This is a genomic window from Skermanella aerolata KACC 11604 (assembly GCF_000936425.1).
GTDB classification, from domain to species: Bacteria; Pseudomonadota; Alphaproteobacteria; order Azospirillales; family Azospirillaceae; genus Skermanella; species Skermanella aerolata.
In genome coordinates this window covers 223,399-249,158 of record NZ_AVFK01000004.1, presented here as the reverse complement: position 1 = coordinate 249,158, position 25,760 = coordinate 223,399, and the positions used below count along the sequence as shown (strand labels likewise).

At 64.3% G+C, this 25,760-nt stretch carries 27 protein-coding genes; 15 read left to right on the top strand and 12 right to left on the bottom strand.

The genetic code is table 11. The annotated features are described in order from the left end of the window. Window positions 1–6: 6 nt before the first annotated feature. A complete protein-coding gene (locus N826_RS07800) occupies window positions 7–450 on the top strand; it encodes a hypothetical protein (protein WP_044427314.1) in 444 nt (147 codons plus the stop codon). Beyond that, a complete protein-coding gene (locus tag N826_RS07795) occupies window positions 432–1,712 on the top strand; it encodes an ImmA/IrrE family metallo-endopeptidase (protein ID WP_157599329.1) in 1,281 nt (426 codons plus the stop codon). The genes N826_RS07800 and N826_RS07795 overlap by 19 nt, the downstream gene beginning before the upstream one ends. Before the next feature lie 23 nt (window positions 1,713–1,735). Here N826_RS07795 and ade read toward each other — a convergent pair whose 3' ends face one another. The 5 genes from ade to N826_RS07770 all read right to left on the bottom strand — a co-directional run bounded on the left by ade (window position 1,736) and on the right by N826_RS07770 (window position 8,099). Then, the gene (ade, locus tag N826_RS07790) at window positions 1,736–3,439 is read right to left on the bottom strand and encodes an adenine deaminase (protein WP_425600598.1); all 1,704 of its coding nucleotides are present in this window, start codon (window positions 3,437–3,439) and stop codon (window positions 1,736–1,738) included. A gap of 11 nt (window positions 3,440–3,450) precedes the next feature. Next, entirely contained in the window at window positions 3,451–4,452 is a 1,002-nt protein-coding gene (dgcA, locus tag N826_RS07785) for an N-acetyl-D-Glu racemase DgcA (RefSeq protein WP_044427306.1), read from the bottom strand. A 4-nt stretch (window positions 4,453–4,456) separates the two neighbouring features. Continuing rightward, window positions 4,457–5,455 (bottom strand): N-acetyltransferase DgcN, encoded by a 999-nt coding sequence (gene dgcN / locus N826_RS07780; RefSeq protein ID WP_044427514.1) that lies wholly within the window; start codon window positions 5,453–5,455, stop codon window positions 4,457–4,459. Window positions 5,456–5,549: 94 nt separating this feature from the next. Next, a complete protein-coding gene (locus N826_RS07775; RefSeq protein WP_044427304.1) occupies window positions 5,550–6,917 on the bottom strand; it encodes a CRTAC1 family protein in 1,368 nt (455 codons plus the stop codon). 75 nt (window positions 6,918–6,992) lie between these two features. Further along, complete coding sequence (locus tag N826_RS07770) at window positions 6,993–8,099, bottom strand: acyltransferase family protein (RefSeq protein WP_044427303.1); 1,107 nt, start codon at window positions 8,097–8,099, stop codon at window positions 6,993–6,995. A 309-nt stretch (window positions 8,100–8,408) separates the two neighbouring features. On the opposite strand from N826_RS07770, the gene panB reads away from it, so the two are divergent. Beyond that, window positions 8,409–9,251, top strand: a complete 843-nt coding sequence (panB, locus tag N826_RS07765) for a 3-methyl-2-oxobutanoate hydroxymethyltransferase (RefSeq protein ID WP_044427302.1) — start codon at window positions 8,409–8,411, stop codon at window positions 9,249–9,251. Continuing rightward, a complete protein-coding gene (gene panC / locus N826_RS07760; RefSeq protein WP_044427301.1) occupies window positions 9,244–10,098 on the top strand; it encodes a pantoate--beta-alanine ligase in 855 nt (284 codons plus the stop codon). The genes panB and panC overlap by 8 nt, the downstream gene beginning before the upstream one ends. 77 nt (window positions 10,099–10,175) lie before the next feature. Here the strand turns inward: panC and minE are convergent, their stop codons facing one another. From minE to N826_RS07740, 4 genes are all read right to left on the bottom strand, one after another. After that, window positions 10,176–10,529: a cell division topological specificity factor MinE gene (gene minE, locus N826_RS07755; protein WP_084720576.1), complete on the bottom strand. Its 354-nt coding sequence runs from the start codon at window positions 10,527–10,529 to the stop codon at window positions 10,176–10,178. Then, window positions 10,526–11,341, bottom strand: a complete 816-nt coding sequence (minD, locus tag N826_RS07750) for a septum site-determining protein MinD (RefSeq protein WP_044427298.1) — start codon at window positions 11,339–11,341, stop codon at window positions 10,526–10,528. The genes minE and minD overlap by 4 nt, the downstream gene beginning before the upstream one ends. A gap of 50 nt (window positions 11,342–11,391) precedes the next feature. Continuing rightward, window positions 11,392–12,177: a septum site-determining protein MinC gene (gene minC, locus N826_RS07745; RefSeq protein ID WP_044427295.1), complete on the bottom strand. Its 786-nt coding sequence runs from the start codon at window positions 12,175–12,177 to the stop codon at window positions 11,392–11,394. A 336-nt stretch (window positions 12,178–12,513) separates the two neighbouring features. After that, window positions 12,514–12,750 (bottom strand): SHOCT domain-containing protein, encoded by a 237-nt coding sequence (locus N826_RS07740; RefSeq protein WP_044427293.1) that lies wholly within the window; start codon window positions 12,748–12,750, stop codon window positions 12,514–12,516. A 532-nt stretch (window positions 12,751–13,282) separates the two neighbouring features. Here N826_RS07740 and N826_RS07735 point away from each other — a divergent pair. After that, complete coding sequence (locus tag N826_RS07735) at window positions 13,283–13,984, top strand: PhoH family protein (protein WP_044427291.1); 702 nt, start codon at window positions 13,283–13,285, stop codon at window positions 13,982–13,984. Window positions 13,985–14,039: 55 nt separating this feature from the next. On the opposite strand, the gene N826_RS07730 is transcribed toward N826_RS07735, so the two are convergent. After that, a complete protein-coding gene (locus N826_RS07730; protein ID WP_044427289.1) occupies window positions 14,040–14,990 on the bottom strand; it encodes an L-lactate dehydrogenase in 951 nt (316 codons plus the stop codon). Window positions 14,991–15,202: 212 nt separating this feature from the next. On the opposite strand from N826_RS07730, the gene N826_RS07725 reads away from it, so the two are divergent. From N826_RS07725 to N826_RS07680, 10 genes are all read left to right on the top strand, one after another. Beyond that, window positions 15,203–15,817 (top strand): SCO family protein, encoded by a 615-nt coding sequence (locus N826_RS07725; RefSeq protein WP_044427286.1) that lies wholly within the window; start codon window positions 15,203–15,205, stop codon window positions 15,815–15,817. 39 nt (window positions 15,818–15,856) lie between these two features. Further along, window positions 15,857–16,378: a copper chaperone PCu(A)C gene (locus N826_RS07720; RefSeq protein ID WP_063772217.1), complete on the top strand. Its 522-nt coding sequence runs from the start codon at window positions 15,857–15,859 to the stop codon at window positions 16,376–16,378. 228 nt (window positions 16,379–16,606) lie between these two features. Next, complete coding sequence (locus N826_RS07715) at window positions 16,607–16,963, top strand: AtpZ/AtpI family protein (protein WP_044427284.1); 357 nt, start codon at window positions 16,607–16,609, stop codon at window positions 16,961–16,963. A 39-nt stretch (window positions 16,964–17,002) separates the two neighbouring features. Next, the gene (locus tag N826_RS07710) at window positions 17,003–17,746 is read left to right on the top strand and encodes a F0F1 ATP synthase subunit A (protein WP_044427281.1); all 744 of its coding nucleotides are present in this window, start codon (window positions 17,003–17,005) and stop codon (window positions 17,744–17,746) included. 87 nt (window positions 17,747–17,833) lie between these two features. Continuing rightward, on the top strand, window positions 17,834–18,058 hold the full coding sequence (locus N826_RS07705; protein ID WP_044427279.1) for an ATP synthase subunit C family protein: 225 nt from the start codon (window positions 17,834–17,836) through the stop codon (window positions 18,056–18,058). 99 nt (window positions 18,059–18,157) lie between these two features. Further along, on the top strand, window positions 18,158–18,814 hold the full coding sequence (locus N826_RS07700) for a F0F1 ATP synthase subunit B family protein (protein WP_211099237.1): 657 nt from the start codon (window positions 18,158–18,160) through the stop codon (window positions 18,812–18,814). Further along, window positions 18,814–19,296: a F0F1 ATP synthase subunit B family protein gene (locus N826_RS07695; protein WP_044427276.1), complete on the top strand. Its 483-nt coding sequence runs from the start codon at window positions 18,814–18,816 to the stop codon at window positions 19,294–19,296. The genes N826_RS07700 and N826_RS07695 overlap by 1 nt, the downstream gene beginning before the upstream one ends. A gap of 185 nt (window positions 19,297–19,481) precedes the next feature. After that, window positions 19,482–20,945: a dihydropyrimidinase gene (gene hydA, locus N826_RS07690; RefSeq protein WP_044427273.1), complete on the top strand. Its 1,464-nt coding sequence runs from the start codon at window positions 19,482–19,484 to the stop codon at window positions 20,943–20,945. Between the two features lie 181 nt (window positions 20,946–21,126). Then, on the top strand, window positions 21,127–21,591 hold the full coding sequence (locus N826_RS07685) for a putative pterin-binding protein (RefSeq protein ID WP_169789301.1): 465 nt from the start codon (window positions 21,127–21,129) through the stop codon (window positions 21,589–21,591). Then, on the top strand, window positions 21,588–23,831 hold the full coding sequence (locus N826_RS07680; protein WP_052830910.1) for a hybrid sensor histidine kinase/response regulator: 2,244 nt from the start codon (window positions 21,588–21,590) through the stop codon (window positions 23,829–23,831). The genes N826_RS07685 and N826_RS07680 overlap by 4 nt, the downstream gene beginning before the upstream one ends. 9 nt (window positions 23,832–23,840) lie before the next feature. Here the strand turns inward: N826_RS07680 and N826_RS07675 are convergent, their stop codons facing one another. Both N826_RS07675 and N826_RS07670 read right to left on the bottom strand, forming a co-directional pair. After that, window positions 23,841–24,656 (bottom strand): metallophosphoesterase family protein, encoded by an 816-nt coding sequence (locus N826_RS07675; protein WP_044427268.1) that lies wholly within the window; start codon window positions 24,654–24,656, stop codon window positions 23,841–23,843. 91 nt (window positions 24,657–24,747) lie between these two features. Then, a complete protein-coding gene (locus N826_RS07670; protein ID WP_044427265.1) occupies window positions 24,748–25,758 on the bottom strand; it encodes an ABC transporter substrate-binding protein in 1,011 nt (336 codons plus the stop codon). Window positions 25,759–25,760 lie beyond the last annotated feature (2 nt).

Sequence of the window (25,760 nt, the reverse complement as noted above, 5' to 3'; positions counted from 1 at the left end):
TGATCGATGGCGAAGCGAACGGCAAACCCGAAACGTGCGATACGCCCACTCTCATCCAGCTTAGAAGAAGAGCAATTGCTGCGATCCATTTCTCTCAGGATTGGGTATGGCGGCAATCCGATGCACAAAATGCATCCGGGAGACTTTGGACTGACGCCTCCCGGATCGGCTCGCCAGAACAAGACGCTGTGCGATGCCGTGGTGATCTTCTCAAAGGCCGAGGCCACCCGCCTGCTTCGACAGGGCGCCGTCCTTGGATTGGTGAGCGTGGAGATGGACGGGGATTGGCCAAAAAACGTCTGGGCAGTAGCTCGGAACGGCGATCCTGTCGAAGCGATCCTGGAGAACAGGGTTCAGGGGATTTATCATGGCTATCCGATGGGTGAGGACGACCCGCTGGCAGTCGATGTCCGGAAGCGTTGGAGTGCGGTATGCCGACAAAGTTCGTGATGGATGCCGAATGGGTTGCGTGCGACTGCGGCCTGCCTGAGGATCGTGTGACAGCCACGCACCTTCACATCGCCGCCGGCGACTTTGTGGCGACGCATATCGAAGACACCTTATCCCACACCGTTCATGACCATGTTCATGTTTCCGCCTATCCGCTGGCCTTGTGGTTCGCCGCCAACTGGTGGCGTCTGCGGTGGGAACCTCAATCCTCGTGGGGTGAGTTTCCGGCTTCATGGAGGATGGCGCATGAAATGCCGGCAGCCGGTCATGGCTTTATCTGGCCTCCGGTGACGTTCAGCAGCGATGGGGAAACAATCGAAGTTTCGTGCCAGCCGTCACGACAGAAATCACCGGAGCCGATTCGCTATCTGGCGGATTTCAAAGCGACGATAGAAGGCAACGATTTCGAATCGACGGTGGATGCCTTCATCGACCATGTACTGGTCCGGTTGCGGCAGCAGAAGGCCGGAGAAACCGACTTGTCCCGCCTCTGGACCGAAGTCGCCGCTGAAAGGCAAGATCCGAAGGAGCGGGAGCGGCGGAGATTGGAAGCTCAACTTGGCTTCGATCCCGACGAAGCTCCGGAACAGGCCCTCCTAGACCTCCTGACCCTGAGAGAACAAGCAGGGCAAGCAGCGTTGGACGAGATCGCGCCCACTTTGCCCAGGACTGCCCTGAATGAAGCGATTCAGCGGACGACGCGTATTGCGACCAGAACGGGAACCCCCGCTTGCATACACACGCCGAATGCATTGCAGAACCTTCATTTTTCCCCTGGTGTGCCTCCCTGGAGTCGCGGTCGGACACTTGCCACGGCGGCCCGGCGCGCATGGGCCATTACGCGGGATGCCGTAACGGATAAGGAACTGGCGAGCCTGTTCGATATCCCTGTCCGCTCCTTTTCACCCGAACCTGGAACGGACCCGAAGGCTCCGTTCGGACTTGCCGTCCGTGAGCCCGGCGACTCCCGGCTCAAACTCCTGTTCAAGAGGCGGAGCGCTTCCGGCCGCAGGTTCGAAGCGGCAAGATTCCTGGCCGATTTTTTGATTGCGCCAGCTACCGACGCATGGCTTCCGGCAACCGACACCAGAACAGCACGCCAGAAGGTGCAGCGAGCGTTCGCCGCAGAGTTCCTCTGCCCGATCGATTCTCTTCAGGCATTCCTCAATGACGATTTTTCCGAAGACCGGATCGAAGAAGCCGCTGATTATTTCGGCGTCTCGGCATTGACTGCAAAAAACCAATTGGCCAGTCATCCATAGAACCGATTTTAACGCCCCCGACCTTACGCCGGGATCAGTTCGAAGCGGTCCACGTCCACCAGACCCATGTCGGTAATCTTCAGGTGCGGGATCACCGGCAGCGGCAGGAAGGCCAGTTGCAGGAACGGTTCGGCAAGCGGGCAGCCCATCGCGCGGACGGCGGCCCGTGAAGCGATCAACTGGTGCTCGACTTCCTCGAAGCTGCGGTCGCTGATCAGGCCGGCCAGCGGCAGGGCCAGTTCTCCTGTCACGTTGCCGTCCAGAACAGACACGAAGCCGCCCTGAAGCTCGATCAGCCGGTTGACCGCAACAGCCATGTCGGCATCGTCCGCACCCACCACGATGACGTTGTGGCTGTCATGGCCGACGCTGGATGCCAGCGCGCCGCGCTTCAGGCCGAAGCCCTTGACGAAGCCGCGCCCGACGTTGCGGTTGGTGCCGTGGCGGCTGAGCACGCAGACCTTGAGGATATCGGCTTCCGGATCGGGGTGACGCTCGCCGTTGCGATACGGCAGGCTCTCCGTCAGGTGCTCGGTCAGGATCTTGCCGGGGATCAGCCCGATCACCGGCCCGGTCGGGCCGTTTGAGGCGACGCGGAAGATATCGGGCGTGACCTGGTCCAGCTTCAGCGAGTTCAGGCCGACCGCCGCCACCGTCGGCCGCCCCTCGAAACTCTCCGGTCCGACAAGCCGGCCGCTGCGGATCACCGAGTTGACGCGGCAGTCGGCCAGATCGTCCAGCAGCACGATATCGGCGCGGAAGCCCGGCGCTATCAGCCCCCGGTCGGTCAGCCCGAAGCCGCGCGCCGCCGACCACGTGGCGGCCCTGTAGACCGACTCGACCGGAGCGCCCAGGGCGATCGAACGCCGGATCAGGTGGTCGATATGGCCTTCCTCGGCGATGTCGAGCGGGTTGCGGTCGTCGGTGCAGAAGCCCAGGAACGGCGACGTCATCGCGTCGATGATAGGGGCCAGCGTATTGACGTCCTTCGACACGCTGCCGTCCCGGATCAGCACCTGCATGCCTTTCCGCAGCTTCTCGCGCGCCTCCTCGACTCCGGTCGTCTCGTGGCAGTTCTTGATGCCGCACGACAGGTAGGCGTTCAGGTCGTAACCGCTGACCAGCGGGCTGTGCCCGTCGATATGGCCGCCCTGGAACGCCGCCAGCTTGTCCAGCACGCCCGGGTCCTTGTGCAGCACGCCGGGGAAGTTCATGAACTCCGCCAGCCCGATCACCTGGGGGTGACCCCTGTGGCGCACGAGGTCGGCGGCTTCCAGCCTTGCCCCCGAAGTCTCAAGCTCGGTCGCGGGCACGCAGGAGGACAACTGCACCCGCAAGTCCATCGCCAGCCCGACGGAGCTGTCGAGGAAGTATTGCAGCCCCTCCTCGCCCAGGACGTTGCAGATCTCGTGCGGGTCGCAGATCGCCGTCGTCGTGCCGCGCGGCAGGACGCAACGGTCGAATTCGAACGGCGAGACCAGCGTGCTCTCGCAATGGACATGGGTGTCGATGAAGCCCGGCACGGCGATCCGGTCGCGGCCGTCGATCACGGTGTCGCCGTCGTAGCTCTCGTAGGTGCCGACGATGACGTCGCCGCACACGGCGATGTCGCCCTCCGCGATCTCCCCCGTCACCACGTTGAGGAACCGGGTGTTCTTGATCACCAGATCGGCCTTGGTCCGGCCCATGGCCTGATCGATGCGCCGCTCCAGGTCATCCCTGGTCACATCGGGCTTGCTCACCCCCATAGCGCTGCCTCCGGCGGAAAGACGGTTTCGCCCTCGTATTTGAGGCCGGGCACCCTATCCCTAGCCAACCACAGCGGCCCGTCCAGATCGACCAGATCGACGCCCTGCGCGAGCACAACGCCGGGAGCCATCGCGAGCGAGCTTGCCAGCATGCAGCCGACCATGATGCGGAAGCCGGCATCCTCGGCATCCGATTTCAACCGCAACGCTTCAGTCAACCCGCCCGTCTTGTCGAGCTTGATGTTGACCACCTGATACTTGCCGCGAAGCTCGTCCAGCGTGCCCCGGTCATGACACGACTCGTCGGCGCCCAGCGGCACGGGACATTCGACGCCGAACAGGGCGTCGTCCTGTCCCGCCGGCAGCGGCTGCTCGATCAGCTCCACCTTCAAACCGGCGAAGGCGTCGCCGAAGCGCTTCAGGTGCTCCACCGTCCAGCCCTCGTTGGCGTCCACGATCAGCCGGGCGTCCGGCGCGTTCTCCCGGACCGCCCGGACCCGCTCCAGGTCGCCGTCACCCGTCAGCTTCAGCTTCAGCAGCGGGCGGCGCGACGATGCCTTTGCTGCGGCGGCCATGTTCTCGACTGTATCCAGGCTGAGGGTATAGGCGGTAACGACCGGCTCCAGCGGGCCGTCCAGGTCGGCGACCTCCCAGATCGGCTGTCCGGTCAGCTTGCAGGCCAGATCCCAAAGCGCGCAGTCCACCGCGTTGCGGGCAGCGCCCGGCGGCAGGGCGGACAGCAGTTCCTCCTGCTCCATCCCGGCGCCGATGGCAGCCGCTACACTCTCGATCTGCTCGACGACGCCGTCGATGCTTTCGCCGTAGCGGGCATAGGGCACGCATTCGCCGCGCCCGACGACTCCGCCGTCCTCCACCTCGGCGACGACGACATGGGCCTCCGTCTTGGCCCCGCGCGAGATCCGGAAGGTGCCCTGGATCGGGAAAACCTCGCGGCGGACGGTCAGGGTGCGTTTCGCTGAAACGGCTGCCATTGCATCAACCCAGCAGGTCTACGATCGGTGCCACTCCCCCACGGACGGGATCGACCGCCGGCATGCCGAAGCGGTTGGCCAGCTCCTTCAGGTACTTGGCGGCGGCAGCGTCGTCCATCGCCGCCGTGTTGATGCTGAAGCCGATCACCTTGGCATTGGGATTGGTCACCCGCGCCGCCGCCTCGTGGACCGCGATGCAGTCCTTCAGGTCCGGCACCTTGCGGTTGGGAAGACCACGCATGTGCGGGCGGGTCGGCTCGTGGCACATCACCATCACGTCGGGCTGCGATCCGTGGACCAGCCCTAGGGTCACGCCGGCATAGCTCGGGTGCAGCAGCGACGCCTGCCCTTCCACGACGTCCCAGTGGTCCTCGTCGTTGGCGGGAGCCAGGAACTCGACCGCGCCCGAAACGAAGTCAGACACCACGGCGTCGATCGACACGCCGTCGCCGGCGATCAGGATGCCGGTCTGGCCGGTCGCGCGGAAATCGGCCTTGAAGCCGCGCGCCCGCATTTCCTTCTCCAGCGCCAGCGCCGTGAACATCTTGCCGATGGAACAGTCTGTCCCGACCGCCAGCAGCCGCTTGCCCGGCCGCCGCTCGCCGGTGCCGATGTCGAACTCCCGCGTTGGATGGCGCACGTCAAACAGCGAACGGCCGAGCGCCGACGCCTTCTCCGCCACCGGCTTGATGTCCGAAACCTTGTTGTGCAGGCCGCTGGCGATGTCCATGCCGAGGTCCAGCGCCTTCAGCATGGTTTCCTGCCAGCTCGGCGCAAAGCGGCCGCCGCGATTGGCGACGCCGATGATCAGGGTCTTCGCCCCCTCGGCCGCCGCTTCCTTCAGGCTCTTGTCGGCCAAGCCGAGATCGGCCTTGCAGCCGTCCAGGCGCAACTGGCCGACGCACCAGTCGCGGCGCCAGCGGGCGACGCCATCGGCGGTCTTGGCGGAAAGCGGATCGGGCGCATCGCCGAGGAAGAGCAGGTAAGGATGGGCAATGGCCAAGGTCTTCTCCATAGGCATCGAATGGCGGGCATCGGATCGATAGTTACAGTCTAATCCAATATGCGGCGCTGACCAGAGCGAACCGCCTGAAGGATCAGCGGCCCGGATGCTCGACCCGCAGCACGCGGTTGACATGGGGGTGTTCGACGCTCCGCATCGTCCCATCCGGCCAGCGCACCTCGACCCGCTCTACCGAATGAACGGCCCCCAGCCCGAAATGAGCCACTGGCTCCATCTGGCAGAGATAGCCGCTGCCGGCGCAGATCGCGCGCCGCTGGGTCCGCCCCTTCGCCGTGCAGGTCACGACCGCGCCGCGCGCCGGCGCACCCGCCATGGTCAGCGGCATAACCCGCAGCCAGGCATTGTCGTTCGGATAGGGCCGGTAGAAGCCGAGCGGCTGGGGCGCCGATTCGCCGTGGGAAATCAGCAGCTCCAGTCTGCCGTCGCCATCGATATCGGCGACCGCCGCCCCGGTGCCCAGTCCATGGGGCTCCTCGGCATCGCCGATCTCGACCTCGGTCCAGCGCTCGTGCGACCAGGCGAACAGACGGTTCGGCTGGCCGATATTATTGAAGAAGATCTCCTCGTATCCGTCGTTGTCGAAATCGGCGGCGATGACGGTGCGGATTCGCGACGGCTCCGACATTTCCTCCGGCGCCGCATCGGCGAACCCGCCGCCCGCCTTCTGGAGGAACAGCCGGTGCGGCCCTTCCCAGTTGCCATAGACGAGGTCGAACAGCCCGTCGCCGTCGGCATCCAGGACGGCGATGCCACGTCCATTGTTTGCCGGATCGGCGATGCCCCATTCCGCCGCGATCTCCTCGAAGGTGCCGTCGCCGGTATTGCGGAACAGGAAGTTCGGCCCGTGTTCGTTGGCCGCGAAGATATCCATGCGGTCCGAGACCAGCGGCAGGCTGACTAGGGCCCTGCCCGCTGCCGGCAGGTCGATGCCCGCTTCCTCCGCGACGTCCGACACCCTGCCCCGCCGGTCGAACTCGTAGAGCCGGAAGCGCCCGCCATGGTTGGCGACCACGAAACCGTATTTGCCGGTGCCCGCCCTGTCGATGCAGGCGACCGAACGGCCCGCCGTCTGGTTGATCGCCGCGAAGTTCTCCGGCTGGCCGAACAGGTCCAGCCATCGATGTCCGAAACAGGCGAACAGCCGGTCGCCGAACTGCTTGGGTCCGCTGAAACTTTCCGAATTGAGGATATAAAGCTCTTCCCGCCCGTCGCCGTCGGCATCCGCGGCGCAGAGCCCGATGGCGTTGCGCCGCGCGTCGGCCATCACTTCGCCGGCGATATCGACCAGCCGGCGTCCATCCCATTTGAGCACGAGGTTGGCGCAGCCATAACCCGCGACGACGAACTCGAACGCCCCGTCGCCATCCACATCCGTCACCGCCACACCGTACCCAAGCCGGGGCGGGTTCCGGCCAATCGACGCCGTCTCATCCAGAAACATCGTCCACTCCCTATTCGGATAGGCGGGACCATGCTGACACAAGTTCCGGCGAAAAGGGGAGGATTACGTATCCGGTCAGGCGCCTGCCCTGACCACGCCCGTCGACGGCGTCCGGTTCGCCTTGGCGGCTCTTAGGCGTGACAGCACCGGCTTCTCGACGATCAGGTGCAGCGCGACCGCCAGGGCGACGGTGATGGCGATGTTGATGCTATAGGCGATTTCCGCCGTCAGCATCGGCTTCACCGCAGGGTTTGCCAGCAGCTTGACGACCACTGAATTGACCGGCTGGTTGATCAGGAACAGCATATAGGCGGCTCCCCCGAAAACGGTCAGGAAGCGCGGAATTCGCCATGCCGAACGCTGCTCCCACGCCGCCAGCGCTGGGATCGTTATGGCGGCGCAGAGATTATAGTATGTCTTCTCGATCGTCTCGCCGAACACAGGCGCCCGCATCGGGACGGTGTCCACATAGTACCACTCGGCGATCAACCCGGCGGCGAAGCCCGCCAGACCGAGCAGCGCCAAGAGGCGGGGAGCCGGAATACGGTCCTTCATCACAAGATGGGCGCCGATCATGCCGAAGGCGAAGCCGATGTTGGTGATATCCAGCGCCACTTCCGCGAAAGCACTTTCGGCAAAGGGACTGGCGGTATTGAACAGGATGGCGGCTTGCCAGACGACGAACACGGCCATGCCCAGCCGGGGCACCAGCAGCAGCAGCGCGAAGGCGAGATAAAAGACCATCTCCCGCTGCAACGCCCAGGCGGGAGACAGGACCAGCGCTCCGTCTCGCGGGATCATCAGGAAGTCCAGCAGCGCCTTGCCCGGCGTGATGCCCTTTTCGGCCCCCAGGCTCGGCACCGCCAGCATCGCGGCGGCCAGCAGGCCGACGACCAGCCAGTACATCGGATAGATGTGGATCGCCCGTTGATAAGCGAACGATCCGAGCCGGCCCGGGCGCCCGATGTCGGAGGCATGCGCGGTGTAGATGAAGAAGCCCGCCAGCACGAAGAAATACTCGAACCCGGCATGGCCGCCCCGGAACGGGTTGCCGAATACGCTGACGCCGAAATACTTCTCGTAGAAGCCGGTGGCATAGAACAGCGTGATCAGCAGGGCGGCGATACCGCGTCCGAACTCAAGACCCGCAAAGCGGCTGACCACCGGTTGAGCTATTGTCATGACGATATCCCCACGCACGATTGCCTTCCGTCAGCGCCCGGCTGCCGGTGATTGGCGATGATGCTGAGCTTTTGCCGAAAAGTTTATCGGCCTTCGGAGGGGCACTCCCGACTATTAATCCACTACACTGCACTACACGGTACTTACTTCGGTTGAGAACGATCGATTCGTTCCAGCCAGCTGCGATTTCGGATCGCGGGATTTTACGATCAATTTTTGCCACAAGCCTGCATTCATCGTGACGCGGCGTCCCCGGCATTATATCTAGGCGCACGCAAAGCAACCCGTGCCACCAAGGGGAAGCCAGACATGAGTGTCCAGGACAGCCGGCGGCGCGTCACCGTTCCGGAGTTGACCGCGCGCAAGGGCGGAACGCCCATCGTGTCGCTGACCGCCTACACCACCCCCATGGCCCGCCAGCTCGATCCCCATGTGGACATGCTTCTGGTCGGGGACAGCCTTGGCATGGTGCTCTACGGCATGGACAGCACGCTGCCGGTCACGCTCGACATGATGATCGCCCATGGCGCCGCCGTTGTGCGCGGCAGCAGCCATGCCTGCGTCGTCGTCGACCTGCCGTTCGGGAGCTATCAGGAATCGCCCGAAGCGGCGTTCCGCTCGGCGGCGCGGGTGATGGCGGAGACAGGGTGTGCGGCGGTCAAGCTGGAAGGCGGTGCCGAGATGGCGCGCACGGTCGAGTTCCTGGTCCACCGGGGCATTCCCGTGCTCGGCCATGTCGGCCTCACCCCCCAGTCGGTCAACGTCCTGGGCGGCTACCGGGCACGTGGCCGTAGCGGCCAGGAAGGCAACGCCATCGCGACCGGCGCCTTCGCCATCGCGGAAGCCGGCGCCTTCGCCATCGTGATCGAGGGCACGGTCGAGACGTTGGCCCGCCAGTTGACCGCCGACCTGTCGGTGCCGACGATCGGCATCGGCGGATCGCCGGCCTGCGACGGCCAGATCCTGGTCACCGAGGACATCGTCGGCCTGTTCAACGACTTCACGCCGAAATTCGTCAAGCGCTACGCCGATCTGAGCGTCCAGATCGGGCAAGCGGCCCAAGCCTATGCCGACGATGTGCGGGCACGCCGTTTCCCCGGCCCCGAGCATGTCTTCGCCCCCAAGCCGAGCGGGAACACCCCAAATGCCTGAGAACCTGTCGGTAGTCCGGACCGTCGCCGACCTCCGCGCCCGCGTCGCCCGCTGGCGAGCCGCCGGAGACAAGGTCGGCCTCGTCCCGACCATGGGCGCCCTCCACGAAGGCCATCTGAGCCTCGTGGAAGCGGCGCGCCGGCAGGGCGCCAACCACGTCGTGGTCAGCGTCTTCGTCAACCCGACGCAGTTCGGACCGAACGAGGATTTCTCGAAATACCCGCGTCAGGAAGCTGCCGACGCCGCCAAGCTGGCGACCGTCGGGGCCGACCTGCTTTACGCTCCCGAAGTCGGCGAGATCTATCCCGACGGTTTCTCCACCACGGTCCATGTGGCGGGGCTGACCGACGGACTGTGCGGTCCGTTGCGTCCCGGCCATTTCGACGGCGTCGCGACGGTGGTATCCAAGCTGCTGCTGCAATGCCTGCCCGACGTGGCGGTGTTCGGTCAAAAGGATTATCAGCAGCTTCAGGTCATCCGCAGGATGGTCCGCGATCTCAACGTCCCCGTGCTGATCGAAGGTGCGGAAACGGTGCGGGACGAAACCGGCTTGGCCCTGTCGTCCCGCAACGCTTATCTGACGCCGGAACAGCTTGCCGTCGCCCGGCAGCTGAACCGGGTGCTGTTCGCCATGGCCGCCCGGATCGCGGAGGCGCCGGAGCGCTGCCTGACCGAGATCGAATGGGGACTGGAGGAGTTGCGGGTAGCCGGCTTCGACCGCATCGACTATCTCGCCGTCTGCGACGCCGCATCGCTGAAGCCGCTGGATGTCGCGGACCGTCCGGCACGAGTGCTGGCCGCGGCCTTCGTCGGCCGAACGCGGCTGATCGACAACGTCGCTGTTTGAAATTCAATAAGAAATAGCCCGAACCGGCCGGATCTATCCGGCCGGCGCGTACCGCAAGGCCTTACAATGCAACCGCCTCAGGCCCGCTTCGCCGCCGTGGCGGCCTTCGCAGCGGATGCTGCATCGCCGCCGGCGGTGTTGGTGGCGGTGCCGCGCGTACGGACCCCCTTGTCCGGCGACGGCGGCGGCAGTTCGATGTTCACTTCGAGCGTCGAATAGTCTCCGCCCCGCTCGAAGCTCACTTCAACCTTCTTCTCGTCGATCTGCACATACTTGGCGATCACGGCCAGCAGTTCACGCTGGAGGATCGGCAGGTAATCGGGGCTCGACCCGGCGGCCCGCTCATGCGCCAGCACGATCTGGAGGCGTTCCTTGGCCTCCTCGGCGACGGATTTGCGGGGAGCCTGCCGGAAGAAGTTGAAGATGCTCATGCAGTCCTCCGCAGGAGGCGGTCCAGGAAGCCCTTCTTCTCCGGCTTCATGAAGCGATGCTCGACCGTCTCACCCAGGAACCGCGCGACCGCATCGGTATAGGCCTTATTGGCGTTGCTCTTCTCGTCCAGCGTGACCGGCATGCCGATGTTGGAGGCGCGCAGCACGGCGGTGCTTTCCGGAACGACGCCGAGCAGCGGGATCGCCAGGATCTCCAGCACGTCGTCGACCTTCAGCATGTCGCCGCGCTCGACGCGCTCCGGATCGTAGCGGGTCAGCAGCAGATGCTCCTGCACCGGCTCCTGGTTCAGCTCCGCCCGGCGGGACTTGGACGCCAGCACGCCCAGGATGCGATCGCTGTCGCGGACCGACGACACTTCCGGGTTGGTCACGATGATCGCGTGATCGGCGAAGTACAGCGCCATCAAGGCGCCCTTCTCGATGCCGGCCGGGCTGTCGCACAGGATGTAGTCGAAGTCCTTCTTCAACTCGTCCAGGATCTTCTCGACGCCTTCCTTGGTCAGAGCGTCCTTGTCGCGGGTCTGGCTGGTCGGCAGGATGAAGAGGTTCTCGACCCGCTTGTCCTTGATCAGCGCCTGGTTGAGCTTCGCCTCGCCGTTGATCACGTTCACGAAGTCGAACACCACGCGGCGCTCGCAGCCCATGATCAGGTCGAGGTTGCGCAGACCAACGTCGAAGTCGATGACGACGGTCTTGAACCCGCGCAGCGCCAGTCCAGTGGCGAAGGCAGCGCTCGACGTGGTCTTGCCCACGCCGCCCTTGCCCGATGTCATCACGATTACCTTGGCCAAGGAAGCCTCTCCACTCTTCGAAGTTGATAGATTGCTACGATTGCTGCGGCTCATGACAACGGGTCCATGCGAAGATATCCGTCGTCCAGATATATGTGTACCTGCTTCTTGAACACCGACGCGTCGAGGTCCTCGCTGACCCGGTACAGACCGGCGATCGACACCAGTTCGGCTTCCAGGCTATGGCAGAAGATGCGGGCGTTGGTGTCGCCTGAAATGCCCGCCAGCGCGCGTCCGCGCAGCGAACTGTAGACGTGGATATTGCCGTCCGCCAGAAGTTCCGCCCCGGCGCTGACCGGCCCCATCACGATGAGGTCGCCGCGCGCGGCGTAGATCTGACGGCCCGAACGCACCGGCTCGGTGATGATCATCGTCGTCTTCTGGAAGTCCGGCGCCGGCGGCGCCTCGCCGATCGGCGAAGGCGTACGGGGCGGCAGCGGGTCGGTCGGCGCGCGGCCCGGAGCCGGCCGCTGGAATTCGCGTTCCGGTTCGCGGCTGGGACGGCCGGTCGGCATGATCGTCAGCCCAGCTTCGAACGCCGCGTTCTGCTGGGCGGTCGTGCCGCCCTGGATGCCGACCGGGATCAGGCTGTGCTGGCGCAGGGTAACGACGAAATCGATGAAATCGGCCGGTCCGGCGCTCTCGTCCAGTTCCTCAAGGTCGAGCACCACCGGCGCATTCTTGAAGAAATTAGGCGCCTGACGGATCTTGCTGAGCAGTTGGGGGAAAAACGACGGGTCGTCCGGCGCCACCAACTTCAGCACCATCACGGTGAAGTTGTTGCCCCGGAGCTGGAACGGCGCGTCGCGCTCGGAAATCTGACTGGTGCTTCTCACAAACCCCTACCGCCTATCCATGATGTCCGCCGCCCCGCGGGCGGCAGCAGCATCCGCCGCCCCATGCTCCGGCCATCCCTGTTGAAAATCCGGCGACCTTCCAAAATCGAGAAAATGGCTACTCCTTCTAGCGAGCCATGGCCCCGAAGTGCAAGCGTCTAGTTAACCATAACCCACGGATATTCCAACAACCACCCCTGCCCCCGTCCCCAAATCTGGTCGAGGTCCAATTTGTTGGGGTCTGTGCCGGAAAAGCTACAAACTATGGTAACGGCACGAAGATGCCTTGGCAAAGTCTTTAAGCGACTCCGGCAGCCTGTTCCGGCTGTGAAGGGATCACCGAGGACTGGTTCCGGTAATGGCAGCCTTCCTCTCGTCGTATTCGGCCTGCGTCATCAACCCACGGTCGAGCATAACCTTCAGCGCGCGCAGAGACCGCGCCGCCGAGTCGTCGCCCTCCTCGCCGCTCTCGCTGTCGGCCATACCGGTCGCGACGCCTGCCCTCCCCGCCGGACGTACTGCTTTGACGGCGGATCTCTTCTCGTTCCAGATCGAGGTGAACCTGTTCGCCATAGTATTCTCCGTCGAAGATCAGCCATTCAGCATAAGCAATGCCCGGCAATTGCGCCATGCCGAAGCCGCGTTCGCACCTGCAATGCGGACAATTCGCAACAACTGAATGAATTTTTTATTCATCCCCCGAAATCTCGGGACAAAAGGAGAATTGTCTCGTTATCCTTCTTGTTACGAGCGGCAGTCACCGACGACAGGAAAGCGAAACTTGTCAGACCCGTCGAGACGCATTCACGATCCGGACAGCGGCCCCCGCATCCCTCCCTGCCGCCTCGCTTCCGTACGCTTAGTTCCAGTCACCAGCACCGATGTCCGCACCTCCCCCCGGGGAGGTTTTTTTGTGCCCGGATACTTAACCTCCAGTCGCCTGTACCACCCCGTTTCACCGAAGCCGTGTTCCAACGATTCAGGAGAACGACATGGTCCATCGCCGGTTCGGCAGAGGAGTTGATCGATGAGAGCCCCCATAGAGACGAATAAATTGTGGGACCCGCTCGATCAGGACACCAGTGAAGGGAAAGGACGACGTTCCATGGCAAAACGCACCGCATCCTCGGCCCGCATCGTGGCTCTGCCCGATGCCGACGGCGACGCTTTCCGCGACCAGAGCTACCTGAAGACGGTCAAGCCCCGGACCGCCAATCAGGAAGCGCTGATGACGGCCATCGACACCCATTCCATGACACTGGCGGTCGGCCCCGCCGGTACCGGCAAGACCTATCTCGCCGTCACCAAGGCGGTGGAGGCGATGAACGCCGGGCGCGTTTCGCGAATCGTCATCACCCGGCCCGTCGTCGAGGCCGGTGAGAGCCTTGGCTTCCTGCCCGGCGACATCAACGAAAAGATGGACCCGTGGATGCGCCCGATCTACGACGCGTTGTCCGACCGGCTGGGCGCCCGGCAGGTGCGGCAGATGACCAAGGACGGGACGGTCGAAATAGCGCCGCTGGCCTATATGCGCGGACGGACCATCTCCCGCAGCTTCGTGATCGTGGACGAAGCGCAGAACATGACGTTCCAGCAGATCAAGATGCTGCTGACGCGATTGGGCTGGCATTCCACCATGGTCATCACCGGCGATCCCGACCAGACCGACCTGCTGCCCGGCATGTCCGGCCTCGAGGAAGCCGTACGCCGGCTGCAACCGCTGGAAGACATCGCCATCGTCCGCCTGACCACCCAGGACATTGTGCGGCACCCGCTGGTCGCCGCGATGATGCCGCTACTGGCTTAGGCGTCATTCGCCACCGTGCGGCGGGGTGGTTTCCGCCGCACGGTGAAACCAGCGGTTATTTGATCCCCAGCGTCGTCACTGCCTCTTTCAGGATGCCGGCGCTGCGTGACAGCGCGGCCATCTCACCTTTGTCCAGATGCGGATGGATTGTGCCAAGCACGCCTTCCAATCCGACGATCCTGGGCAGCGACAGGGCGACGTTCTGGACGCCTGCGACCTCCGGGTTGACGACCGAACAGGTCATCACCGCGCGCTCGTCGTCGGAGATCGCCTGGACGATCCGGGCCAGTCCGCCACCGATGCCGTACCACGTGGCGCCCTTGCCCTTGATGATCTTCCCGGCGGCCCCGCGCACGCCCTGATCGATCTCCGCCCGGACCGCATCCGTCAGGGGATGGCCGACTTGATCGGCGAAGTCGGAGATAGGCATCGCTCCGGCATCGGCGCCGGACCAGTGAAGCACCTCGCTGTCGCCATGCTCGCCCAGCACATGCGCATGGACCGATTTGGGCGAGATGCCCAGATGCTTCGCCAGCAGTGCCCGGAAGCGGGCGGTGTCCAGGATTGTCCCCGACCCGATCACCTTGCCCACCGGGAAGTCCGGACTGGTCCGGCGCGCAATCTCCAGCGATACCTGTGTCATGACATCGACCGGATTGGTCGCCACTAGGAGGATCGCCTGCGGAGCGGCCGCCAGCACGCGGGGAATGATGTCGCCGAACACCGCGGCGTTGCGTTCCAGCAGTTCCAGCCGCGTTTCGCCCGGGCGCTGGTTGGCGCCCGCAGCTAGGACGACGACGCATGAGCCGGCCAGCGCCTCATAATCGCCCGCATTGACAGGCATGGGATATGCGAAAGGGGTCGCGTGATGGATGTCTTCCGCCTGTGCCACGGCCAAGTCCTGGTTCCGGTCAACCAGCACGATTTCCGTACCGACTCCGCGCATCACCATCGCGTATGCCGCGGCGCTGCCGACGAAGCCGGCCCCGACGATTCCGATTTTCATGGCGTGATCCTCTCTCGATCCTCTTGGCCCGAGCCCCGTAACCGATTTCCCCCGGTCCGTTCCCTGTGGACTGGCATCGGGCCGTGGCTTAAAGGAGTGCGGCGTTGCGGCCGGGCTGCGGCGATTGGTCCTCCTGATCCCAGGCTCACCCCTAACAGATATCCCGGTCAAGCAGCGAATCATCCGGCTTTCCGCAACTGTAGTTGACGATAATGAACCAACGTCTCCTCCGCCTCGCCATCGGTACGCTGATCGGACTGCTGATCGCGGCCGGCATCGTCTGGTGGCAGATCTCCAGCCTTCCGACAGGATCGTCGTCCGGGACCCAGACGGGCGGGGCGCTGATCGGCGGCCCCTTCTCACTGACCGATCAGACCGGCCGGCCGGTTACCGATGCCGACTACCGCGGCCGCTACATGCTGATCTATTTCGGCTTTACCTTCTGCCCGGATGTCTGCCCGACGGAACTTCAGGTCATGGCGAGCGCGCTCGACCAGTTGGGCCGGCAGGCCGACGAGGTGCAGCCGATGTTCATCACCATCGACCCGGAACGCGACACTCCGTCGCAGCTTGCCGGTTACGTCTCGCAGTTCAATCCCAGGATGGCCGGCCTGACCGGGACGCCGGAGCAGATCGCGTCCGTTGCGCGCGCCTACCGGGTTTATTATGCCAAGGCGCCGAGCAAGGAGAATGACGGCTATTACACGATGGACCACTCGTCGTTCGTGTATTTCATGAGTCCGGACGGCCGCTTTCTGGAGGCCTTCGCCCATGGCACCACGCCGGACAAGATGGCGCAGGGCATCCGGGCACATATCAAGTCCTGACACCGGAAGCTCGAACGATAAGAGCCGGAGAGCACTCACATGCGTCATATTTTCGCAGCCCTGGGCGTCAGCGTCCTGCTTGCCGCCGCCTTTACCCCGCCTGCATCGGCACAGCACAGCCCCGGCGTACACGCCGCGGCGGTTCAGACGCAGGGTACCCTTCGGATCGACGGAGCCTGGGCGCGGGCAACGCCTCCCGGCGGCAAGGTCGGCGGCGCGTTCGTCACGCTCGCCAACACCGGCGACGCACCCGACCGCCTCGTTTCCGCCGCCTCTCCGGTCGCCGACCGTATCGAGCTTCACACCCACATCAAGGACGGCGACGTGATGCGGATGCGCGAGGTGGAAGGCGGGATCCCGCTGCCTCCCGGCGATACCATCAAGCTCCAGCCCGGCGGTTTCCACATCATGCTGCTGGGGCTCAAGCAGGCATTGGCCGCCGGCTCCAGTTTCCCCCTCACGCTGACCTTCGAGAAGGCGGGCAGCGTACAGGTGGACGTACCGGTCGAAGCCATCGGATCGATGGGACCCGCCGGGCAGGCCGGCATGCACCCGCAATGACCGTTCCCGGCGCCTTCGTACAGCCTGCGTACATAGTGTCGCATTGGGGTGCTTCCGGCATGAAAGTGCGGGTCCAGACCCCTTTCGAACCCCTGTTTCGACCAGTAAATTCAAGAAATTCAACCACTTGGGCTGAGGGTTTTGCGACTTGACAGGGTACTGGCCTAACCGTATGGTGCCGCCGCTTTCGTGCGGTTGCCCGGCCAACCGGGGGAAATGGTTTCGAGTATGAGCGACGACCAGTCACCCCCACCTTCGTTGGCCGACCTTGACGCCCGGTTGCAGAAGGCGCGGGAACGTAGTGCCGGACCGGCTCCAGTGGCCGGAGGCGACGACGGCCTGTCCAAGCGGTCCATCGGGCTGGCCTTTCGCATCGGGATCGAGATGGTCGCCGCCATGATCGTTGGTGTCGGCGGCGGCATGCTGCTCGACAACTGGCTGGGCACGACGCCCTGGGGCCTGATAGGGATGTTTTTCCTTGGCGCCGGGGCAGGAATTGTGAATGTCTACCGCGCCGTCAACGGCATCGGCTACGCTCCGGGATACCGGAAAGAGCCGGGACCGAAGAGCGGACCGGAACAATAACAGCGCCAGACGCACAAGTTTGGCTGAACGAGGACGACCGTGGATCCGCTTCACCAATTCCAAATCCAGAGGTATCTGCCGATCAACATCGGTGGCCTCGACGCATCGTTCAGCAATTCCGCGCTGTACATGGTGATTACGGTAGCGCTGATCACCGGCCTCATCGTCTACGGCATGCGCGGCCGCGCGCTCGTTCCGAGCCGCATGCAGTCGCTGGCTGAACTCTTCTACGAATTCGTCGCCAACCTCGTGCGCGACAACGCGGGTCCCGATGCGCGGAAGTACTTCCCCTTCGTGTTCTCGTTGTTCATGTTCATCATGGTCGGCAACCTGATCGGCCTGGTCCCCGGCAGCTTCACCTTCACCAGCCACATCATCGTCACCTTCGGGCTGGCCTTGACGGTTTTCGTGTTCGTGACCCTGCTGGGCCTGATCAAGCACGGCTTCCACTTCTTCTCGCTGTTCATGCCCTCGGGCGTGCCGATGGCGCTGGCGCCGATCCTGATCCCGATCGAGATCCTGTCGTACCTGTCGCGTCCGGTCAGCCTGTCCATCCGGTTGTTCGCCAACATGATGGCGGGCCACACGATGCTGAAGGTGTTCGGCGGCTTCTCGGTCCTGCTCGGCGGCGCGCTGGGCGGACTCGGCTACACGGTCGGCATCCTGCCGCTCGTAATCAACATCGCATTGGTCGGTTTTGAAATCCTGGTTGCCATGCTGCAAGCCTACGTTTTCACGATCCTGACCTGCCTCTACATCCGCGACGCCCTGGAGCTGCACTGATCCCTGACGGATCGGTGCCGCGCCGCGGGTTCACTCCACACCACCCCACCAGTCTACCGACACAGTCTCACAGGAGAGGTTTTTATCATGGAAACAGAAGCCGCTAAGTTCATCGGCGCCGGTCTGGCGGTCTTCGCCCTTGCTGGTGTTGGCATGGGTATCGGTAACATCTTCGCGACCCTGATCGCCTCTATCGCTCGTAACCCGGCCTCGCGCGCCGCGGTTTTCCCGATCGGCATCCTGGGCTTCGCGCTGACTGAAGCCGTTGCGCTGTTCGCGCTGCTGATCGCCTTCCTGATCCTGTTCGCCTAAGCTCGAGCCTGAACGAAGCTGGTTTTCGCTCACATGCGGCGCCGGGTCATGCGGGATTACAATCCCGACGGCCGGCGCCGCAAGCTTAGGGGATCGATCATGCCCAAGTTTTTGGCTCGTCCGCTGATCAGCGGGCTGGCCGGGCGCGTTGGTCTCGCCTGGACGATGCTCGTCGTCACGGCGGGCGGCGCCTTGGCCCAATCCGACCATGGAGCGGCCCCCGGTGGCGATGCGGCGCACGGTGCCGAGCACGCCAGCGGCGGATTGCCCCAACTCGATGCTACCGCTTTCGCTCCTCAGCTCGTCTGGCTCGGGATTACGTTCATCGCCCTCTACTTCCTGATGTCCAAGGTCGCCCTTCCAAAGGTCGCCGAGGTCCTGGAAGAACGGCAGGAACGGATCACCAACGATCTGGACCGGGCCGGCGACCTCCGCAAGGAGTCGTCCGTGGTGATGGCCGGTTATGAAAAGGCTCTGGCCGACGCGCGGGCGCATGCCCAGTCGGTGATGGCCGCTACCGCCGCCGACATCTCGTCGGTTACGGCTGGCCGTCAGGCCCAGTTCAATACCGATCTTGCCGCCAAGACCCGTGCCACCGAGGACCGGATCAACGAGGCCAAGGGCACCGCTCTGGCCAGCGTTCGTTCGGTGGCCGCGGAGATTGCCCAGCAGACTGCCGAGAAGCTGGCCGGCATCAAGGTCGATGCCTCCGCCGCCGACGCGGCAGTCGGCGCCGTGATGCAGGAGCGTGGCTGATGTTTCAAGCTGCTGAATTCTGGGTTGCCCTCGCCACCATCATCTTCGCCGTCCTCGCATTCCGTCCCGGCGCCAAGGCCGTGACGGCGATGCTGGACGAAAGGGCGGACAAGATCCGCCAGGAGCTGGAGGAGGCGCAGCGCCTTCGTGAGGATGCCCAGGCTACCCTCGCGTCTTATCAGCGCCGTCAGCGCGATGCGCTGAAGGAAGCCGAAGACATCATCGCCCATGCCCGTGAGGAAGCGGAGCGGCTGCGGCTGCACTCCACTGCCGAGCTGGAAGCCGCGATGAAGCGGCGCGAAACCCAGGCGATGGACAAGATCGCCCAGGCCGAAGCGCTGGCGCTCCAGGAAGTCAAGAACCTGACGGTCGATATCGCCGTCGCCGCAGGCGGACGCCTGCTCGCCCAGAACCTGGACGCGCAGCAGTCCGCCAAGCTGATCGACGCCTCCATCGCCGATCTGCGCCGCAACCTGCACTAAGCAGGACCGCGGCAAGCCGGCTTAACATCCGGATTGGACTTCCAAAAGCCCTCGATGCTCCAGCATCGGGGGCTTTTTGCTTATCGTTTCCGTCGATCAGCGCTTGCGACAAACCCGTCCGGCTGCGGTAGGCTTGCCCTCAACAGCGCCGCGCACCGGCGCAATGACAAGGGAGAACGGGCTTCATGTCGATCCTGATCAGAGGCGGTACGGTCGTCACCGCCGAACAAAGCTTCCGGGCCGATGTCTACTGCGAGAACGGCATCGTCGCCGCCGTGGAGGACGGCTTCACCGCGCCGGCCAGCGCCGAGGTGGTCGATGCCGGCGGCATGTACGTGATGCCGGGCGGCATCGATCCCCACACCCATATGGAACTGCCCTTCATGGGGACGGTAGCCAGCGAAGACTTCTTCACCGGCACCTCGGCGGGTGCGGCCGGCGGCACCACCACCATCATCGACTTCGTGATCCCTAGTCCGCAGCAGTCGCTGATCGAGGCCTACAAGCAGTGGCGCTCCTGGGGCGAGAAGGCTGCGACCGACTATTCCTTCCACGTCGCCGTGACATGGTGGTCCGATCAGGTGCGGGAGGAGATGGGCGTGCTGACCCGCGAGCACGGCGTCAACTCGTTCAAGCACTTCATGGCGTACAAGGGCGCCATCATGGTCGATGACGGCGTCCTGCTGAACAGCTTCGCCCGCGCCCAGGAACTGGGCGCCCTCTGCACCGTCCATGCCGAAAACGGCGACGCCGTCTTCCATCTCCAGAAGAAGATGCTCGACCAAGGCATCACCGGCCCCGAGGGACATGCCTTGTCCAGGCCTCCGCAGGTGGAGGGCGAGGCTGCCCAGCGCGCCATCGCCATCGCCAACGTGCTTGGAGCGCCGGTCTATATCGTCCACGTCTCGACCGAGCAGGCGACCCAGGCGATTGCCCGCGCCCGCGCCGCCGGCCACCGCGTCTTCGGCGAAGTGCTGGCCCAGCAGCTCGTGATCGACGAATCAGTCTACCAGCATCCCAACTGGCAGACCGCCGCCGCCTATGTCATGAGCCCGCCGTTCCGGGCAAAGCACCATCAGGACGCCCTGTGGGCCGGCCTCACCTCCGGCAACCTTCAGACCACCGCCACCGACCATTGCTGCTTCTGCGCGCCGCAAAAGGCCGCCGGGCGCGACAACTTCACCAAGATTCCCAACGGCACCGGCGGGATCGAGGATCGGATGTCCGTCCTCTGGCATCACGGCGTCGGCACCGGCCGGCTGACTCCGAACGAGTTCGTCCGGATCACCTCGACCAACTGCGCCCAGATCTTCAACCTCCATCCGCGCAAGGGCACTGTCCAGGTCGGCGCCGACGCCGACCTCGTGATCTGGGACCCGGAGGGCACCCGCACGATCTCCGCGAAGACCCATCACCAGAACGTCGATTTCAACATCTACGAAGGGATGGAAGTGAAGGGGCTGGCCCGGCATACCCTGTCCCAGGGCAAGCTGGTCTGGACCGATGGCGACCTGCGGACGGTGCGCGGGGCCGGCCGCTATATCGACCGCCCCTGCTTCCCGCCGGTCTTCAAGGCGATCGACCTCTACAACGACCTGCACAAGCCGGTTGGCGTGGACCGCGAAGTCGCGACCGCCGTCACTCCCTGACGGATGCCGCAACAGTGGGCAAGGATGGAAGGCCACGGTTCGATGGCCTTCCGTTTTTGTCTCAGGGCGGACTGTCGCAGGCCCGGGAAATCATGTCGAAAATGTATTATGTTACCCCGAATCGTTTTCTCATTCGGGGTAACCAGCCGCTATGGGTGCAGCTCTCCGCCGATTTCTCCGAGTGGCGCCGGTTATCCTCCTGATCCTCGCAGCCGTGCCATCGCTGGCTCCAACCGCCGGGGCCGGTGAAATAGCGGTGTCGGGGGGAGGAATGCCCAAGCCGGCGCTGATCGAGTCGGAACAGCTCGAATCCCTCCCGGCCCGCGAGATCTCGACAGCCACTCCCTGGACCGGCAGGGCCAGCTTTTCCGGTCCCCTTTTCACCGAGGTCCTGGCACAACTGAAAGCCAAGGGCACGAAGGTGTCTCTAGTCGCCATCGACGACTACAAGGTCGATCTCTCGATGGCCGACATCGAACGCTACCAGCCGATCCTGGCGCTGAAGATGAACGGCGAGCGGCTGCCGCCGCGCGGACGCGGCCCCTTCTGGCTGATGTTTCCCTTCGACGACCACCCCGAACTCCAGAACGACGCCTGGTACTTCCGTGCCATCTGGCAGATCGACCGGATCAGGATCGAGCCGTGAAACGCGGTCTCCGGTCCGCCCTGGCAGGGATCGGACTGGCGGTCATCGCCTCCTTCTCCATCGTCGGCGGACTTCAATACCTGCTGTCTTCCAAGACGACGACCGTCCTGGCCGGCGGCCGTGACAATCAGGCTTGGACGTTCTACCAGTTGTCCGGCGAGCATCAGCGGCTCCACGTCGCCTTGCTGGAAGCCGTCACCGGCACCGGCACTCCGAACGCAGCATTACGACGCTACGAAGTCTTCGTCAGCCGCCTCAACATCGTCAACGACGGCGCCTATCGCGCGATGTTCAAAGACCAGCCGTTCTATGAGAACGCCATGGCGGAACTCGGGCGTTTCGTTTCCGAGACGGACCGGCTGCTGGAACGCTCCCCTGCCCTCAACTCGGAGGTCCTGACCGAGCTTCTGCACCGGATGCCCGCCCTGCGGGAGCCTGTCCAGGCCATGCTGCTCGGCATCAATGCCGAGATCGCGGGCGATGCGGCCAAGCGCTGGGCCGAAATCAACGAGATGCAGCGCCTCACTACCCTGGCGACGGTGATACAGGCTGCCCTCAGCCTTATCTTCGCGGGGTTGGCGGCATGGTACATAGCGCAAAGCATCCGGTCCCGCCGGAAACTGCTGCAACTGACCGAAACGCTGGATCTGGCGAAACAGGACGCCGAAGCCGCCAGCCGCGCCAAGTCCGAGTTCCTCGCCAATATCAGCCACGAGATCCGGACGCCGCTCAACGGCGTCATGGGTCTGCTTGGCTTGCTGGTAGACAGCCGGCTCGCACCCGAACCGCAGAGCCACGCGCGATCGGCGTTGCGCTCCGCGGAAAACCTGCTGACCATCGTCAACGACATTCTCGATCTGTCGAAGCTGGAAGCCGGGCGGATCGTCCTGGAGTCCGAGGACTTCCTGCTGACCCAGCCCGCCGAGGATGTCGTCTCGATCCTGCACCCCAAGGCGCAGGAGAACGGTAACGAGCTGTCCTATACCATCGCCCCCGACACCCGCCTGTCGCTCCACGGAGATGTCGGGCGCATCCGTCAGGTCCTGTTCAATCTCGTCGGAAATGCGGTCAAGTTCACCCAGCAGGGCAATATCCACATCCGGTTCTCCACGACCCAGCCGGATCCCGACAGCATCCTTTTGACCGTCGACGTAAGCGACACGGGAATCGGGATTCCGCCTGATTTCATCGGCCGGCTGTTCGAGCGGTTCTCCCAGGCCGATGGGTCGACCACCCGGCGCTACGGCGGCACCGGCCTCGGCCTGGCGATCTGCCGGCAGCTCTGCCTGCTGCTCGGCGGCGATATCGGTGCCCGCAGCGAAGTCGGCAAAGGCAGCACCTTCACATTTACCGTGAAGTGCCGGCCCGGCCCCGATAACGCCATCCTGTCGGTTCCGGAACCGCAGGCGACCCTGCGGGAGACCGGCCCCTTGCGCATACTCGTCGTCGACGACGTCCCGGTAAATCGGACCTTGCTGACCGGCCTGCTGGCCCGGAAGCAGCACATGGTCGATACAGCCACCAACGGGCAGGAAGCCGTGATTGCGGTGGCGAAGGCGGCGCCTCCTTACGACTTGGTGCTGATGGACATCCAGATGCCTGTCATGGACGGCTGCTCCGCCACCGAAGCGATCCGCGCTCTGCCGTCCCCCTTGGGCAAGACGCGGGTAATCGCCGTGACCGCCCATGCCATGGCGGGGGATCGGGAGCGCTACATAGGTGTCGGGATGAACGATTACGTTTCCAAGCCGGTTCGTCCCGGCGACCTGTTCTCCGCCATCGACAGGGTCGCGAGCGAACTCCCGGCCTACCCGCCGGCGAGCGCGCCGGCTTCCGGGCCACCGTCGCCACCACCACCACCACCGTCGCCACCGGTCGACGCCTTCACCGCCACCCCCCTGCTCGATCAGGGAATGCTGGACCAGTTGCACGACTGTCTCGACCAGGAAGACCTGACCGACATGTTCGCCCTGTTTCCCGGCCAAGCAAGGCTTCAGGCGGATGAGATCGACGCGGCCATCGCCAATGCCGATCCGGCAGCGGTCAAACGGGCTGCCCATGGCATGAAAGGGGCCAACGCCAATCTCGGTGCCCAGCGCATCGCCGCCATTGCCCGGGAGATCGAAGTCAGTGCCGGGGATTTCGAACAGGCCGCCCGCCTCGTCGCCCTCGTCCGTGCCCAGATCGCACCGACACATGAAGCCCTGGGCGTCCAGCTAAAGACTGAACCGGCCGACTGACGGCACCGCTCAGTCCGCGACCCAGTGCCCTTCCCGCCGTACGAAGCGGCCGGAGGCGCGGTAGCGGAACAGCTTTCCGTCCCACACGCGAACGCCGAAGCCGACCCGCTCGCCATCGACCTCAATCACGTTATAGGCGTTCGGTTCGTTACGCAGCCGGGTCGATGTCGCGGTGGACGCCTGCGCCACTAGGATCGACCGCTTGATCGCGGCATGATGGGTCCTGACATCGCCATGGTATCCCCGGTGCAGATGCCCCGCCAGCAGCAGATCGACGCCGCAGCCCTCGAAAGTGCGGAGCGCCAGGGAGGCGCGGCCGACCAGCTTGGTTTCCGGCGCATCGGGCGGCGGCAGGAACGGGTGATGGGTCACGACGACCTTGAACACATCAGCGCCCAGCGGCTCGAACACCGACCGAGCATGGGCGATCTGCGCCGAATTGATCCGGCCGTGCGACCAGTTCCAGTGAGGTCCGACCGGCCGCGCGGTGTTCAGCCCCAGCACGGCGATCTCCGCATCCATATGCAGCGGCCGCATGTCCTGCTCGATATAGCGCTGGTACCGGGCGAAGGGCGCCGCGAAGCGGGCAAGCATGTTGACGCCGGGAATGTCATGGTTGCCCGGCACGACCAGATAAGGCGCCTCGAACCGGTCGAGGAATGCGCGGGCCGCCCGGAACTGGTGGCGGTGACCGCGCTGAGTCAGGTCGCCGCTGACGACGATCAGGTCGGGGCCGAGGCTGTGCAGGTCGGCCAGAAGCGCCTCCACGACCGCCTCGTCTATCCGGCCGAAATGCAGGTCGGAAATATGGGCGAGTTTTCTCATTGGGCAGGCTGCTTCCAGAACAGGCAATCGGTGGAACACTCCGCCGAAAACGGTTCGGGAAGCGCCGCTGTTCCCTTTCTAGCCGAAACGGTCAGAGTCCAGCCTTCTCCCAGACCTCGTGGGTCCAGGCTCCTTCCGGCTTCTTGCTGATGACCGGATCGGACTTGCCGTTGATCAGGACGCCGACGGTGCGCTCATAAGCCGCCGGATCGAGATAGCCTGGCTTCGACCCGCCCTCGATCAGCTTGGCAATCTCGCTGATCATCTGCTTCTGGTGCTTCTCGGTCTGAGCGCCCGACGCATCGTTGTCCAGCACGATGCCGACCGCCTCGTCCTGGTTCTTGACGGCATAGTCCCAGCCCTTCATCGACGCCTTGACGAAGCGGGCGAGCTTGTCGACCATCTTCGGGTCCTTCAGCTTGGCATCCAGGGTGTAAAGCCCGTCCTCCAGGGTCGCGACGCCCTGGTCCTCGTACTTGAAGACGACAAGTTCCGATTCGGGGATACCGGCGTCGATCACCTGCCAGTATTCGTTATAGGTCATGGTCGAGATGCAGGCGGCTTGTTTCTGAAGCAGCGGATCGACGTTGAAGCCCTGCTTCAGGACCTTGATGTCCGGGTTGCCGCCGCCGGTACTGTAGCCCAGCTTGTCCATCCAGGACAGGAACGGGTATTCGTTGCCCGAAAACCAGACGCCCAGCGTCTTGCCCTTGAAATCCGCAGGCTTGGCGACACCGCTGTCCTTGCGGCAGGTCAGCATCATGCCCGATTTGTTGAAGGTTTGGGCGATGTTGACCAGCGGGACGCCCTTCTCGCGGGTCGCCAGCGCCGACGGCATCCAGTCGACCACGACGTCGGCGCCACCGCCGGCGATCACCTGCGACGGGTTGATGTCCGGCCCGCCCGGCTTGATCGTCACGTCCAGCCCTGCTTCCTCGTAGAAGCCCTTGGCGGCGGCCACGTAATACCCGGCGAACTGCGCCTGGGTCACCCACTTCAATTGCAGCGTCAGCGCATCCGCCGCCGAAGCACCTGTCACCGAACCACCCATCACCATCGCCGCCGCCGCAGTGGCGATCCCGGCCAGAGTCAATTTCCGCATCA